Annotated in this window: 14 protein-coding genes; 10 read left to right on the top strand and 4 right to left on the bottom strand. The window is 35.9% G+C overall.

The features are described 5' to 3' along the window. Position 1 precedes the first annotated feature (1 nt). The 6 genes from RBB48_RS21335 (at position 2) to RBB48_RS21310 (ending at position 5,672) form a co-directional block, all read left to right on the top strand. Positions 2–199, top strand: a complete 198-nt coding sequence (locus RBB48_RS21335) for a DUF3311 domain-containing protein (protein WP_087983279.1) — start codon at positions 2–4, stop codon at positions 197–199. After that, positions 196–1,668, top strand: coding sequence for a sodium:solute symporter family protein (locus RBB48_RS21330; protein WP_088061933.1), 1,473 nt, complete (start codon positions 196–198; stop codon positions 1,666–1,668). The genes RBB48_RS21335 and RBB48_RS21330 overlap by 4 nt, the downstream gene beginning before the upstream one ends. A 101-nt stretch (positions 1,669–1,769) precedes the next feature. Then, entirely contained in the window at positions 1,770–3,248 is a 1,479-nt protein-coding gene (gene gerLA, locus RBB48_RS21325) for a spore germination protein GerLA (protein WP_097890002.1), read from the top strand. Then, entirely contained in the window at positions 3,249–4,373 is a 1,125-nt protein-coding gene (gerLB, locus tag RBB48_RS21320; protein WP_306008049.1) for a spore germination protein GerLB, read from the top strand. Next, a complete protein-coding gene (locus RBB48_RS21315; RefSeq protein ID WP_199695361.1) occupies positions 4,357–5,523 on the top strand; it encodes a Ger(x)C family spore germination protein in 1,167 nt (388 codons plus the stop codon). Before gerLB ends, RBB48_RS21315 begins: the two co-directional genes overlap by 17 nt. 11 nt (positions 5,524–5,534) lie before the next feature. Then, positions 5,535–5,672 (top strand): hypothetical protein, encoded by a 138-nt coding sequence (locus RBB48_RS21310; RefSeq protein ID WP_000493989.1) that lies wholly within the window; start codon positions 5,535–5,537, stop codon positions 5,670–5,672. Between the two features lie 60 nt (positions 5,673–5,732). Here RBB48_RS21310 and RBB48_RS21305 read toward each other — a convergent pair whose 3' ends face one another. The 3 genes from RBB48_RS21305 to RBB48_RS21295 are packed head-to-tail and all read right to left on the bottom strand — an operon-like array spanning position 5,733 to position 8,087. Further along, entirely contained in the window at positions 5,733–7,133 is a 1,401-nt protein-coding gene (locus RBB48_RS21305) for a nucleoside recognition domain-containing protein (RefSeq protein WP_088061939.1), read from the bottom strand. Continuing rightward, positions 7,111–7,833 carry a FeoB small GTPase domain-containing protein gene (locus RBB48_RS21300; RefSeq protein ID WP_046953769.1) on the bottom strand — a complete coding sequence of 241 codons (723 nt, stop codon included), beginning with the start codon at positions 7,831–7,833 and terminating at the stop codon, positions 7,111–7,113. The genes RBB48_RS21305 and RBB48_RS21300 overlap by 23 nt, the downstream gene beginning before the upstream one ends. Next, positions 7,830–8,087 carry a FeoA family protein gene (locus RBB48_RS21295; protein WP_000252989.1) on the bottom strand — a complete coding sequence of 86 codons (258 nt, stop codon included), beginning with the start codon at positions 8,085–8,087 and terminating at the stop codon, positions 7,830–7,832. The genes RBB48_RS21300 and RBB48_RS21295 overlap by 4 nt, the downstream gene beginning before the upstream one ends. Before the next feature lie 509 nt (positions 8,088–8,596). Here RBB48_RS21295 and RBB48_RS21290 point away from each other — a divergent pair. The 4 genes from RBB48_RS21290 to RBB48_RS21275 all read left to right on the top strand — a co-directional run bounded on the left by RBB48_RS21290 (position 8,597) and on the right by RBB48_RS21275 (position 12,043). Then, positions 8,597–9,499: a phosphate ABC transporter substrate-binding protein PstS family protein gene (locus RBB48_RS21290; protein WP_306008048.1), complete on the top strand. Its 903-nt coding sequence runs from the start codon at positions 8,597–8,599 to the stop codon at positions 9,497–9,499. Positions 9,500–9,570: 71 nt separating this feature from the next. Beyond that, positions 9,571–10,461 carry a phosphate ABC transporter permease subunit PstC gene (pstC, locus tag RBB48_RS21285; RefSeq protein WP_000676675.1) on the top strand — a complete coding sequence of 297 codons (891 nt, stop codon included), beginning with the start codon at positions 9,571–9,573 and terminating at the stop codon, positions 10,459–10,461. Between the two features lie 2 nt (positions 10,462–10,463). Next, positions 10,464–11,384 carry a phosphate ABC transporter permease PstA gene (pstA, locus tag RBB48_RS21280; RefSeq protein ID WP_048562942.1) on the top strand — a complete coding sequence of 307 codons (921 nt, stop codon included), beginning with the start codon at positions 10,464–10,466 and terminating at the stop codon, positions 11,382–11,384. 134 nt (positions 11,385–11,518) lie between these two features. Beyond that, a complete protein-coding gene (locus tag RBB48_RS21275) occupies positions 11,519–12,043 on the top strand; it encodes a P-loop nucleotide/nucleoside kinase family protein (protein ID WP_306008047.1) in 525 nt (174 codons plus the stop codon). A gap of 41 nt (positions 12,044–12,084) precedes the next feature. Here the strand turns inward: RBB48_RS21275 and RBB48_RS21270 are convergent, their stop codons facing one another. Next, positions 12,085–15,129 carry an efflux RND transporter permease subunit gene (locus RBB48_RS21270; RefSeq protein ID WP_306008046.1) on the bottom strand — a complete coding sequence of 1,015 codons (3,045 nt, stop codon included), beginning with the start codon at positions 15,127–15,129 and terminating at the stop codon, positions 12,085–12,087. Between the last annotated feature and the right edge of the window lie 739 nt (positions 15,130–15,868).

Here is a 15,868-nt window from a genome sequence, read left to right as displayed (position 1 = left end):
GATGAAGAAAATACACGTATTAGCGCTTATTCCAGTTTTTTGTTTAGTTATTGGACCTGTATTTGCTAATTCAGTTACTCCTTACGTATTAGGGATGCCATTTTTATTGTTTTGGGTATTATTATCGGTGCTCATTACGTCTCTTTGTATGGGACTTGTGTACGTATTTGATCCTGCTAATAAGGGGGATGTAAAATGATCGCATTACTTATCATTATATTATTTTTGTTTCTTGCACTATTTTTAGGAATTCGGGCACAACATGGAAAAGATATGAATTTAGAGCAATGGTCAGTTGGTGGAAGAGGATTTGGCACTATTTTTGTTTTTCTTCTTATGGCAGGTGAAATTTATACGACGTTTACATTTTTAGGCGGAAGTGGATGGGCGTATAGTAAAGGAGCACCTACTTTCTATATTTTAGGTTATGGTGCACTAGCTTATATTTTATCTTACTTTTTATTGCCGCCAGTTTGGAAGTATGCGAAAGAGCATAATCTTGTTTCGCAGCCAGATTTTTTTGTGAAGAAATATAAGAGTCAGACACTTGGCATTATCGTTTCTGTCATTGGGGTTATTTCGATTATTCCATACCTTGTTTTACAGTTAAAAGGATTAGGAATTATCGTTTCGGAAGCATCTTACGGAAGGGTATCACCGGTTATTGCAGTGTGGATTGGTGCAATTGTTATAACGATATATGTAATGGTTTCAGGTATACACGGCTCTGCTTGGACAGCAGCTTTGAAGGATATTATGATACTGTTTATCGTTATGTTTTTAGGTATATATTTACCGTACCATTATTACGGGGGATTTCAGCCGATGTTTGAAGCGGTAGAAGCAGCGAAACCAGGATTTTTATCTTTACCTGATGAAGGGATGAGCATTTCTTGGTTTGTTTCTACTATTGTATTAACAGCTCTCGGTTTCTATATGTGGCCCCATACATTTGCTTCTGCTTTCTCTGCAAAAAATGAAAAAGTATTTAGGAAAAATGCGGCGATCATGCCCCTTTATTCTTTAGTATTGCTTTTCGTATTCTTTGCAGGTTTTGCTGCTATACTGCAAGTTCCAGGGTTAAAGGGAGGGGATGTAGACCTTTCGTTATTCCGTCTCGCTCTTCAAACATTTGATCCATGGTTTATTGGGATTATTGGTAGTGCAGGAGTATTAACAGCATTAGTTCCGGGTTCCATGCTTGTTATGGCGGCGTCTACTTTATTAGCAAAAAACATTTACCGAACAATGGTCCCATCTGCTTCAGATAGACAAGTTGCTAAAGTGGCAAAATTATTTGTGCCTGTAGTAACGCTTGTAGCTGTTTTGTTCACTTTTAAAGGTGGAGAAACAATAGGTGCACTTCTTTTAATGGGATATAGTATAGTGACACAACTTTTCCCTGCACTTGTATGTAGTTTGTTTCCACGTCAAGTTATTACGAAGCAAGGGGCAATTGCAGGGATGGGGATTGGGTTGTTAGTGGTCGCATATATTACTTTATCTGGTTCAACTATAGCTACGATGTTTCCAGCTTTCCCTCAATATATAAAAGATTTAAATGTAGGTATAGTCGCATTGTTAATGAATATGATTGTGATGTTTATCGTTAGCGGGTTCACGAGAAATGTGTCTATAAAGACAGACAATATAATAGTAGAAAAGTAATCCGTGTGCTAGAGCTATCTTTGAAAAGAGATAGCTCTTTTTTGTATATATTTTCTTCTATTAGCGGAATCTAACTAAAAACTTGTTGAAAAGGAAGTTAGGTGGGGGAATTGTTAGAGTTAAAAGGTAACTTATTTGAAGTTATGAAAGAAATTAGGGATGAGTTAGGTTCGCCTAATGATTTAACAATTAGGGAAGTTGCCCTTGCTGGTAGTTTTACACGCTGTGCGGTTATTTTTTTATGTGGGTTAACAGATAAGGATAATGTTTATAAATATGTAGTTCGTACACTTCAATATGAAGAAGTACAAAAAGAAGAAGCTGTTGTTCAAACGTTATTGGATCGCTTTATTTCTATTGCGGAAGTTGGTAAGAAGACAACGTTTCCGGATATTATAAATGCGATTTTAGCGGGAGATACAGTTATATTAATTGATAATATTCAAACCGCTATCGTGATTAATAGTAGAGCGTGGGAAAAAAGAAGTTTAGAACCGCCGGTAACAGAAGATTTAATACGTGGACCGAGGATTGGGTTAAATGAAGATATTAACGTGAATAAAATGTTAATTCGCCGTACTTTACGTGACCCGAAGCTGAGGTTTCAATCTTATATTATGGGGAAGAGATCCCAAAAAGAAGTGACGTTAGTATATATAGAAGACATTATTAACCCTTACATTGTAAAAGAGTTAGATCGGCGTCTTCAATCAATAGAGACAGATGTCGTTTTTGAGACGGGTACGATTGAGCAATTAATTCAAGATAATAATTTGTCACCGTTCCCGCAGTTTTTGAATACGGAAAGGCCTGATAATATTGTGGCCTCATTAGCGAAAGGAAAGGCTGCTATTTTGGTGGATGGATCACCGTTTGCCCTTATAGCTCCGTTAGTATTCGTTGATATTTTTCAATCTGTGGAAGATCACTATGAGCGTTGGGTAATTGGGACTTTATTAAGAATTTTGCGGATGGGTTCTGGCATAGTTGCAGTTTTAATGCCAGCGATGTATGTAGCTCTCGTATCATATCACCAAGGACTTATCCCTTCTAAACTGGCTTATTCAATCGCTGGAGCCAGGGAAGGTGTTCCGTTTCCAGCTTATATAGAAACGTTAATGATGGCATTAACGATGGAGTTAATACGAGAAGCGGGAATTAGGTTGCCGAAACCGATGGGGCAAACAATTGGGATTGTAGGTGGTCTTGTAATCGGAGAAGCAGCGGTGAACGCAGGAATTGTAAATCCGTTTTTAGTTATCATTATTGCGGTTACAGCTATTGCTACATTTTCACTGCCTGTATATAGTATTACGATTACGTTTCGGATTTTACTTTTTGTCTTTGTTTTAGCGGCGACTGCTTTTGGTTTGTATGGAATTATTTTAGCTCTTATTGCACTTGCGGTTCATATTACGAATTTGAAGAGTGTCGGGGTGCCGTATACAACGCCTATCGCTCCTGCATTTTATAAAGATTGGAAAGAAGAACTTATTCGTATGCCAAAATCGATGTTGAAAGAGAGACCGGAATATTTACAAACGAAAGACGCTACATTACGTCCAAAGGAGCGAGAGTAATTGAAACCATTTGAGTATGGCGATGAAGAGATTGGATCTCGGGAAATTGGGTTTGCGGTATCTTCAACAATTATTGGTATAGGAGCATTGTCTATGCCAAGAGATATCGCTAACCAAACTTTATTTTCAGACGGTTGGATTATTTTGCTTCTGGGTGGATTGATATGTGCAGTTTTAGGTTGGTTTGTAACGAGGATAGCTATTTTATTCCCGAAACAAAACTTTGTTCAATATACGAGTACGCATTTGACAAAGCCTGTTGCATACACAATTAGTAGCATTTTAGTAGTAACGTTTGCTGCTTTGACAGCATATGAGTCACGAATGATTGCAATTATTTCACAAACATATTTATTTAGTGATACACCAATACAGCTACTCTCTTTCTTCTTCTTATTAGTTGTTATTTATGGAGTAGCAGGATCGAGAGCGGCTTTAGTAAGGTTAAATGTTCTATTCTTACCTATCGTGCTCATTGCGATAGTGTTGCTTTCTTTATTGAATATAAATTTAATGGAAATAAACAATTTACTACCAGCTTTTCAAACGAACGCAAGTCAATATGCTGTAGGAGTTAAAAACTCTATTTTCACATTTATCGGATTTGAGGTAGCTCTGTTTTATGCTGTGATGTTGAACGATAAGACAGCGAAAAAAGCGCCAATGGCAGTTGCAAAAGCAGTGATGGTAAATGTGCTGTCATACATTTTAATTTATGTAACTTGTATTAGCGTTTTTTCGTATATGACAATCCGTGGATTGACGTATCCAACAATTGAATTGGGTAAAGAAATTGAAATTGGTGGAGGTTTTTTAGAAAGATTTGATGCCATTTTTTTTACTACTTGGATTATTACTGTTTATAACACTACAGCAATGTATTATGACGTCGCATCTTTATTGTTTTGTGCTATGTTTCCGAAAGTGAAGAAACATATTTTTATTTTCGTAAGTGCTCCTATTATTTTTATGATGAATATGATACCGAGTAATTTAGATTCATTATCACATTACGGAACTTATTTAGCTTGGATAGATATGGGATTTGTTGTGTTAGCGCCTTTGCTCGTTTTAATTGTATATAAAATAAAAAGAAGGAATGGTGGAAATGAAACACCTTCTTAAAATCATAATGGTTATGGTTTTAGCTGGATCTATTAGTGGGTGCTCTGAGCTAGAAGAAATAGAAGAAAGGGGATTTGTAGTAGGTGCAGCCTATGATATTGTGAAAAAAAAGAAATCAAATCCAATTATGAAAGGGACGTATCAGATGGTACTTCCCAGTAAGTTAGCGCAGCAAGGTGGCCAAAGCGGTCGAGATAGTGAGAATTATATTAATGTTAGTGCGAAAGCAGATAGTGTCTTTGAGCAAATACGAATTATCTCTAAAAAAATTAGTCGCTCATTATTCTTTCCGCACATACAAGTGATAATTTTTTCTAAAGATTTATTAGCGAATCCATATGTTTTACAAAATACGTTAGATGTATATATTCGTGATCACGAGATGAGAAGAAATATTCGTTTGTTCGTTTCTAAGAAAAATGCAGAAGCTATTTTAAAGCAGAGTGCCAAGCCTGAGAACTTACCGGCGCAGTATATTGATATGTTAGCTGAGCATCCTCCGAAAAATGCCCAAATGATTGAAGCTGCAAGAATTGGTGAGGTACAGCAAAAAATGATTGCTAACCGAAGTTTCGTATTACCTATTCTAGAACTAACAAAGCAGGGGGTACAAATGAACGGGGCAGCGTTGTTTCGTGGAAAAGATAATAAGTGTGTAGGCAGTTTGAATGGAGAAGAAACATTAGGAATGAATTATGTAATAGGTAAAAAAATTGGAGGGTTCTTTACTATCCGTAAACAAGGTCAGCTTGTTACATACGAAATTCATAAGATGCGCCGAAAGATTAAAGTATCTACGGAAAATGCTACAAAACCGAAGTTTGATATCCATTTATCTTTGGAAGGGACTTTAGCAGAGTTACATTTTAGTGATCATAAACAAATTATGAATGAAAAGGGATTAAAGAAAACCATTGCGGAAGAAATGGAGAAGCGTATCCAAAAATCGATTAAGCTTGTTCAAAAAAAATATAAGGTAGATGTATTAGCGTTAGGAGAAGTATATAAGCGGCATAATTATAAAGAATGGAAGAAGATAGATAAGAATTGGGATCAAGGTGAAAATTACTTTAGTAATGCGGAGGTTACTGTTCATGTTCACCCGACAATTGAGCATTCAGGTTCCGCCTTACCGAAAAGAGTGAAATAAGGTGATGTAAGTTGTTTACTGGATTAGGGATTAGTTGCACGATATTAATGGCAGTTCTTCCGGGAGCCATATACTTTATTCATAAGAAACTCACAACGTATGGAGCACAGCCTTGGAATACTGATGCACAAAAAAAGAAACCTGAATGATTTCAGGTTTCTTTCGCGCAAAGCAAATGTGAAGGGGGATACCTTCTATGTATGCTTTGCTTATAAAAGCCCTAACCAATGTACCAATTGTGTAGAGAGGAATGTCACAACAATGGCGATAACGGTAGGGATTGCAAACGATAAGAATGTCCATTTTGCACTTTTTGTTTCTTTATATATGTTAACCAGTGTTGTTCCACATGGGAAATGAAGAAGTGAGAACAACATTGTGTTTAACGCTGTTAACCAAGTCCAGCCATTTTCTAAGAATAGATTTTTAATTTGGTTAAAATCATCTATTTCAGTTAAAGCTCCGGTTGATAAGTAAGACATTAATAAAATCGGGATAACAATTTCATTCGCTGGTAGTCCAAGAATGAACGCAGCTAAAATGAATCCATCAAGTCCTAACATTTTAGCGAATGGATCTAGGAAGTTTACAAAATACATAAGTAAGCTTGTGTCACCGATGAAAATATTAGCTAGTAACCAAGTTAATGCAGCCGCAGGGGCAGCTACAACGATAGCTCGTTTTAAAACATAAATTGATTTATCGAGTGTTGCACGTACAATTGTATTCCAAACTTTTGGCTTACGGTACGGTGGTAACTCAAGAGTGTAGTGAGTTGGCACACCTTTTAAAGCTGTTTTTGATAGTACCCAAGAAACAGTTAATGTCATAATAACACCAATTACAACCATTCCAACTACAACGCCAGCAGTAACTAATGTTTGCATACTACCTGTATAACCAGCAGCCATAAATAATGAAGCCATTAAAATTAACATAGGCCAGCGACCGTTACAAGGAACGAAGTTGTTTGTTAAGATTGCAAGCATACGTTCACGTGGTGATTCAATAATACGCGTTGACATAATAGCGGCTGCATTACAACCAAATCCCATTGCCATTGTTAAAGATTGTTTGCCATGTGCACCGGAACGTTTAAATAAGCGATCCATATTAAAAGCGACACGTGGTAAATATCCGTAGTTTTCTAATAGTGCGAACATAGGGAAAAAGATTGCCATAGGTGGCAACATAACGCTAATAACAGCACCGATACCACGGAATAAACCAAGTATTAAAATGCCATGTAGCCATTCGGGTGCATGTGCTGCCTGGAACCAAGATGTTAAATATCCTTCGGCCCATCCGAAAAACTCAGCAATCATATCAGATGGTACGTTAGCACCTGCAATTGTAAGATAAAAAATAATAGATAAAATACCGAGCATAATTGGAAATCCCCAGATTGGAGATGTGAAAATTTTATCTAGTTTTTCAGAACGATACAATTTATCAGTATTTGTATATTGAACAGACTCTTTACATATGCTTGCAGATGTTCGATAAATATCTCCGACAATATCATCTCGTATATCTTCTTTTGAGAGTGCTTGTGCATGTTGAATAATATAGTCTAATGGAAGAGCTTTACTGGCTGAGTGAGATTCCATTCATTACGACCTCCCTTACAAGTGGTTCATTATGGTGTTTTTGAAGTGTAGTTAAGAAATTTTTATCTCCATCTAATATACGTAACGCAATCCAACGTGCTGGATACGTATCACCGAACACTTTATAAATTTGTGGTTCTAATTCCTGAATCATATTTTCGATTTTTTCACTGTAAGAAATTTTAATTGGTGTTGGAATTAATTTTTTATTTGCTACTTTAGCGATAACACTTAGCAAATGCCCAATACCTACTCGGTTACGAGCAGAAATCTTAACTACAGGTACACCGAGCGATTTTGCTAATTTCTTTTCATCAATAACGATGCCTTTTTTCTCCGCTTCATCAATTAAATTAATACAAATGACTACATTGCTTGTCATTTCCATCACTTGGAGGGCTAAATTTAAATTTCTTTCCATTGCAGTTGCATCTATAACAACTACAGTTACTTCTGGTTTTTCAAATATAATATAATCTCTTGCTACTTCTTCATCCGCAGAATTTGAATATAGTGAGTAAGTTCCAGGTAAATCTATTAATGTATATTTACTTCCGTTATGTTCATATTCCCCTTCAGCTTTTAAAACAGTTTTTCCCGTCCAGTTTCCAGTGTGTTGTTTTAAGCCTGTTAAAGTGTTAAATAATGTACTTTTCCCGGTGTTCGGGTTGCCAGCTAAAGCAATACGATGTTTGCTCATCTGAAATCATCTCCTATTAATACCCCGAAAATAAGGGAACTTTCTTCCTTACGTAGTGCGATAGTTGTATTGCTTACTTGATAAGCGACCGGATCTCCAAGCGGACTGCGCTGTAATACTTTAATTGTTGCCCCAGGGATAAATCCTAAGTCTAATAAACGTCGTTTCATAGTTCCTTCTAATTGTATCTTCTCAATTTGTACAAACTCTCCTGTCTTAAACTCGGAAAGTGGTTTTGTATTAGCCGATACCATAAAAGTTACCTCATCTCTATATTGTTTGTTTAAGTTTAAAAAGTTTCCTTAGGTAAACTTTTTGTTAATAATATAGTAGACTACATTGGATGATGCTGTCAATTGGTACTTTAAAAATATTCATTTATTTTTAGAATTGTTCCAATTTATTTAGTTGTACTAAAAAATATTACTGAAATTCTGTTGAATGTAAATAAAGTAAGAGTGTAAAAGTTAAAAGATACAATGTATTTGTAAATGTATTTTTAATTAAAAGGGGAAAAGAGCGAAAAACATTTACATTGAATTTACATTGTTAAGAATAAATTTACATTACTGCTTAATTAGTGTGGATTTTGTTGGGTTCTTTAACTATAAATGTTGGGATTCCTAGCTTTTAAGGGCTATTATCGTCATTTACTTAAAATTAAAAATTGCTTAACACTCACATAATATTGTTGTCCTACAATGAATTTGTGTTCGAAAGAAAATGAATTCGAAAAGTGAGAATCCAAATGGGGGTACAAGACATGGTTATGAAAAAAGGTATTAAATTTTCTTTAGCGGCTTTAGTGGTAGCAGGAGCGTTAGTTGGATGTGGGAAAGCAGATGATACAGCTAGTAAAGAAACTGCTAAAGGAAGCGATAATACAAAACAAGAATTATCAGGTACGATTGCAGCAGCTGGTTCTACAGCTCTTCTACCTCTTGCGGAGGAAGCTGGAAAGAAATTCATGGAGAAAAATTCAAAAGTTTCTATTCAAGTGCAAGGCGGCGGTAGTGGAACTGGGATTAACCAAGTAGCATCGGGTGCAGTACAAATTGGTAATTCAGATGTTCCATCAGGGGATAAAATAAAAGATGCTGAAAAAGCGAAAGAATTAGTAGATAACAAGGTTGCGGGTATTGCATTCGCGCTTGTCGTAAATAATGATGTAAAAGTTGATAACTTAACAGTGCAACAAGTACAAGATATCTTCACTGGGAAAGTAACAAACTGGAAAGAGGTAGGCGGGAAAGATGAAAAAATCAACGTAATTAACCGTCCAGCTTCATCTGGTACACGTGCTACATTTGAAAAGACAGTTATGAAAGAAGCGAAAATTAACGATGGAACTGGTACAACACAAGATTCTAACGGTGCAGTAGAGCAAGCGATCAATTCTACTCCAGGTTCAGTAAGTTATTTAGCAATGTCTTACATGGTTGGCGATAAAAAAGGTGCGCTACAAACAGTGAAAATTGATGGTTCTGAACCAAAAGTTGAAAACATTTCGTCTGGTAAATATCCATTCTGGTCTTACGAGTACATGGTAACAAAAGGTGAAGCGAAAGAAGCAACGAAAGCTTACATTGATTATGTAAAAGGCAAAGACTTTGAAAAGCAAGTAGAAGATATGGGTTACATCCCAATGTCTAAATTAAATAAGTAATAAATTTTTATGGGGCTGGCTGCAAGGCCAGTCCTGTTCATTTCAATCTATGAAGTGGGGTCTGACCTGTGATGAAGGGGAAAAAACAAATTAATTACGTAAAAAGTGAATATATAGGAAGATCGCTTGTTACGTTTTGTGGTATTTTTATTGTTTTAATTACATTAGCTATTATTGCTTTTATTTGCGGTAAAGGTATTCAATCTTTTACACAAAGTGGTATCTCATTTACTGAGATGTTAACATCGACAAAATGGAATCCAAATGCTGACGAAGGAACCTTCGGGGCTTTGATTTTTATTGTAGGTTCAACGGTGGTTTCGTTAGGTGCGGTTATTATTAGTGCGCCAATTGCTATAGCTCTTGCTATATTCATGAATTTAATTTCGCCAAAGTTTGGAAATAAAGTATTGAAGCCCGTTTTAGAATTATTAGTTGGTATTCCTTCGGTTGTATACGGATTATTAGGGGTTACGATTTTAGTGCCACTATTACGTGATTCGTTCGGGGGAGTGGGATTTAGTCTAATTGCGGGTATTGTTGTATTAAGTATTATGATTTTACCTACTATTGCTAGTATCGCTTCTGATGCAATACGCTCTGTTCCATTTGATTATTTAGAAGCTTCTTATGGTCTAGGATCGACGAAATGGCAAGCGGTTAGCCGAGTGATTGTTCCTGCTGCGAAAAAAGGGATTTTAACAGGTGTTGTTTTAGGTTTAGCGCGTGCTTTTGGTGAAGCATTAGCGGTTCAAATGGTAATCGGGAACACAATTAAATTACCAGAAGGAATATATAGCCCGACAGCGACGTTAACTGGTATTTTGACAATGGACATGACAAATACATTAAACGGAACTGCTTGGAATAATGCGCTATGGACTTTAGCGATGATTTTACTTGTTATTTCATTCCTGTTTATTTTAGTAATTCGAGCGATTGGGCAAAGAGGTGAGCGATAATAATGAATGCAAGAACGGTAAATAAAATTTGGACAGGTATCTTTTATGCAGTTGCAGCTTTAGTTGTAGCTCTGCTAGTATTCTTAGTGTTTGAAATTCTGCAAAAGGGATGGGGATTTTGGGATCCTGATTTCTTGTTTGGAGAACCAAGTAATACAAGAGCTGGTGGTGGGATTGGTCCACAGTTATTCAATTCCTTCTACATGCTTGTTATAACGCTTGTTATATCTATTCCTCTTGGGTTAGGGGCTGGAATATATTTAGCAGAGTACGCAAAACAAGGGCGCTTTTTAAATTTTGTTCGTTTATGTATTGAGACAATGGCGTCGTTACCTTCGATTGTTGTTGGTTTATTCGGTTTGTTAGTGTTCGTTACCATGACAGGTTGGGGATACACAGTAATGGGCGGTGCTCTTGCTTTAACTATTTTAAACTTACCAGGTTTAACACGTGTTTGTGAAAATGCGATTTCAGAAGTGCCTCATAATGTAAAAGAGGCAAGTCTTGGATTAGGTGCAACGAAATGGCAAACAATTGCTCGTATCATTATTCCGTCGTCATTACCGCAAATTATTACAGGTATTATTTTAGCGGCAGGTCGTATATTTGGTGAAGCGGCAGCGTTAATTTACACAGCGGGTTTAACATCCCCGATTTTAAATTCAGCAGCGGACTTCTCAAGTCCTGCCCATCCTCTAAATCCATTTAGACCAGCTGAAACGTTAGCGGTTCACATTTGGAAGTTAAATTCTGAAGGAGTTATTCCGGATGCAAAGTTGATTGCGACAAAATCTGCAGCTGTATTAATTATTATGGTATTACTATTCAATGTTATTTCGCGCTTGGTAGCATCTATATTGCATAAGCGTTTTACAGGAACGAAAAGAAAAAGTAAAACGACGAAGAAGGTAAAAGCAGCATAAAATACAAAAAGAACTCTCTACTTATAAGTAGAGAGTTCTTTTTGTATTTTAATATAGAAGGAATGGATGTAATGATTGTTGAATTTGTAATTGATTATATAGATGAATAGGTACAGATGAGAGGAGAAGTTAATTTGTTTTTTCTACAAATGTCAGGTTTTCCTGGATCGGGAAAATCGACAGTTTCTAAGTATATAGCGAAGTTAACAGGTGCTGTAATTGTAGATCATGACGTTTTGAAATCGGCATTGTTACAATCATTAGAAATGAAAGGGGTTGAATCGACAATTGTTGGAGGAGTATCATACGATATTGAATGGGCATTGATTGATTCTTATTTAGAACAAGGGCATAGTGTTATATTGGATAGTCCGTGTCTATATGAAGGGATGGTTGAAAAAGGAATAAAATTGTCTAATAAACATGGTGTAAAATATAAATATATCGAATGTTACCTTAATGATATGGAAGAGATTAATCATAGGCTGCAAACACGTAAACGTATGGCCAGTCAGATTGGAAAAGTGGATTCGGAAGTAGCTTTTAAAAAGTGGTTAGATGGTAATAAGAGACCTTCGAATACTGAATATCTTATTGTAGATTCTGATAAACCTCTAGAGCGATATGCTCAAAAAATGATGGATTATATGAGTAGGTAGAGAAAAGCGTTATCTTCATTCATGAAGATAACGCTTTTCTTTTAAATATCAGGTGTTTCTGTGGAAGCGCTTATTTTTCTACGAGAGCGTCTTTTTCTCCCGATTTTATCTAATAGTTCATACATAACTGGAACGACTACTAATGTAAGAACGGTTGAGACTGCTAAACCACCGATGACAACGACGGCAAGACTTTTTGATACCATGCTTCCTGCTTGCGATTGACCAAATAGGAGAGGGAGCATAGCGACGATTGTTGTTATAGCTGTCATAATGATTGGACGTAATCTAGTGGATCCCGCTTCTAGTAAGGCATCTCTTGTTTCCATTCCGTGTTCCCGATTTTGTTGCACTCTTTCTATTAATACAATCGCGTTTGTAACGACAATCCCGATTAACATTAATGCGCCGATCAAGGAATTTACATCAACGGGTGTTCCTGAAATGATTAATCCTAAAATACCGCCAACAGCAGCTAATGGTAAGGAGAACAAAATTGCAAAAGGAGCGCGCGCCTGTCCGAAGGTGATAACCATAATTAAATATACAATCCCGATTGCAATCCCCATAATTTTGAATAAATCTGTGAAGTTCTCTTGCATAGATTCAGTTGCACCTGCAATAGTTACTTTTGCGCCGCTAGGTAAGTCTAAGTTAGCTATCGTTTCGTTTACTTCTGCGCTTACTTTACTTAAATCTTCATTTGAGGCCTCGGCAGTAATTTGAATCGTTTCTTTTCCGTCTTTATGGAAGACTTCTGTTTGAAGTTTCTTTTCTGAAATAGTTGCAATGTCTTTTAAAGGAATTGGTCCATTGATAGGTGATAGTATGTTTGTGTTTAAAATGTCTTCTTGTTTAGTGATGTTTTCTTTTTTGTGTTCTATTATAATAGTTGTTTTTTCATTATTGATTGAAACTTCACCAATAGGTGATTTCTTCATAAGGAATGCTACTTGTTGTGCTGCTAATTCTGGTGTTAAGCCTAGTTGTTCGGCCTTTGTTTGATCAACATGGATTTGCCATTCTTTCTTAGAGTCTTCTAAATTTGTTTTTACTTTAGAGAGAGCAGCCATATCTTTTAGTTTTGTTTCGACGATAGTAGCAGCCTCTTTTAAATTCGTTTCGTTAGTTGCTGTTACGTTAAATTGCAAATTGTTGCCACCACCAGAGCTTGAATAACTCGTTTTTATATAATCTAGTTCAGCAGGCTCAAAAGCTTTATGTTCTTTCTTTAACTCTTTAATATATTGATCAATATCAGAGCCTTTTTTGAAGACTACAAATATACTGGCAAGATTATTTTTTGTCGTTTGCCCCCATTGTGCATCTTCTGCGCTAGATCCCATTCGTAAAATAACATCTGTTACATCCGAATTAGAAAGTAATTTCTTTTCGAAATCGAAGGCTTTTTGTTTTTGTGTTTCAGGAGCGTAATCAGCTGGGAAAGTCATATTAATAGATAACATTGTGTCGTCTTCAGATTTTATGTTCGCTTTCGGTAGTAATACATAGGCTGCAATCGATCCTGCGAATAATAAAAAAGCAGTAAGTAAAATAATGAATTTATGCGAAAGAGCCCACTTTAATGTAGCAACATATCGTGGTGAAGAACTTGGCTTTTTGTGCTTTGTTTTTTTGAGTAGTAAAAAAGCCATAAGTGGAACAACTGTTAGTGCAACGATTAAGGATGATAGTATAGAATATACAACTGCTAATACCATAGGTAACATTAATTTTCCGATTACTCCTGATACGAGGCCGATAGGTAAGAAAACAGCGACTGTTGTTAAAGTAGAAGAAGTAATTGCGACGGCGACCTCTTTCGTTGCATCGAGAATAATATCTTTAGAGAAAGATTCTTTTTGTAAACGACGGAAAATATTCTCGATGACAACGATACTATCATCAACGAGACGTCCAACTGCAACTGCTAAACCACCGAGCGTTAAGGTGTTAAGTGTGATGTTAGATTGGTGTAGTAAAAAGAGTGTTAATAAAATAGATAATGGAATACTGACAACGGCGATGAGTGTCGTTCGGAAGTTACGCAAAAAGATTAAGATAATTAGAGTTGCAGCAATTGCTCCAAGAATTACTTCTTTGCCCATACTAGTAACAGCATTTTCAACTTGCTCATGAGTTGAGGCTAAAAGTTTAATAGAAAATTGATCTTTATATTGTTTACTTATATCTTTGATTTTCTTATCGATTTCCTTTCCGATTGCAACTGCATTTTTACTTGGCTCTTTCATGATGATTAATCCGGTTCCTTCTTCTCCGTTTATATGCGAGATTGTATCGTAGTGTTGTTTAAGTTCGATTTGAGCAACATCTTGCAATTTTACTTGAGGTGCAACGGTTATGTTTTTAATATCATCTACATTTTTTATATCCCCAATGACACGAAGGTTATATTCTTCTTTATTAACGGTAATTGCTCCAGCTGGAGTAGAAGTTTCTTTTCCTTGTAAAACTTTTAATATTTGTTCTGTTGTTACGTTTTTATCTTTTAATTGGTTTGGGTCTAGTATGATAGATAATTCAGAGGCTGATTTTCCGAAAAACATAACGTTGGCAACACCATCAATGCTTTCGAGTTGTGGTACGATTTCTTTTTCGATTTGTTTTTCATCTGCTTTTGAAAATCCGTTTTGCTTCTGGATAGCAATTTGAGCGAGTGGAATCATAGAAGTATTTAATTGGCTAACTATGGGTTTAGTTGCATCCTTAGGTAATTTAATTGTGTTAATGGCCTTTTCAACTTCGCGTGCTGCGTCTTTCATGTTTGCTTTGGATGTATACGCGATATCGATACGTGATAACCCCTCGTGCGTAGAAGAGGTGATGCTGTCGATGTGTTCTAAATTGCGAAATTGTTTTTCGAGGGGATCAGTTACTTCTTTTGTCATCGCTTCAGCGTCGAGTCCTTGAGATAAGGTTGTGACAGTGACTGCTGGATTATCGATGCTTGGTAAAAATTCCATAGGTAATTTAGATCCGGAATAAACGCCAAGTACGGAAATGAGAAAAACCATGATGATAACAGCGGCGCGGTTTTTTAATGAAAACTTTGTTAACCTATCCATAAAGTAATTCCTCCATTGGTTTATTTATAGTTGAGTACGTCCTTCCTTACTATATAACAAAAAATGGATATTTTTCATTAATTAAATGTAAAAAAATTCTAACAATAATCTTAAGTTAATGTTTTTGTTGGAATTTCGTTATTTATTCCGCTATTCGCCGAGCGATAAGACTATTACCTAATCGAGCTGTCTGTAAACAACCGATTCGTTCAATTAATAGTTTGTGTGGAGGAACAAAACTAAAAATCGGCATGTTTGCTTTATGTAGGAAGTGGTGAATCTGTTTTTTTAGTTTGGATTGATTTGTTTTTTATATTGTTAGTCTATAGAGAAGTAAATGATCAGGGCTTTAATATAGAAGCGAATGAAAATCTAGGAAGGGGTTATGAAATACAGTTTGGTTAACTAGAGTGTATTGGTATACAATTTAAATAGCTGTTTTCCATAGATGGGAGGAGGTGTCTCTATATAGAAGAAAGTAGGATGGATATTTTTTTGTGTTTTTTTAAAAAAACACTTGTTATTTAAAAATCATGATGGTATATTAATAAACGTCGCTGACGCGGAAACGCAGAAAACGACAAAAAAGAAATTTTAAAACGTAGTTGACATCGAAAAATGAAGATGTTAATATGATGAAGTCGCTTCTGAAGTGGCAGACAAGTTCTTTGAAAACTGAACGAAACAAACAACGTGAAACGTCAATTTTTATTTTTAGATGCTAGACAAACTAACTTTA

This window comes from Bacillus sp. MMSF_3353, assembly GCF_030733445.1.
Lineage (GTDB): Bacteria > Bacillota > Bacilli > Bacillales > Bacillaceae_G > Bacillus_A > Bacillus_A wiedmannii.
The sequence above is the reverse complement of the archived record's forward strand: the minus strand, read 5'-3'. Positions and strand labels throughout refer to the sequence as shown.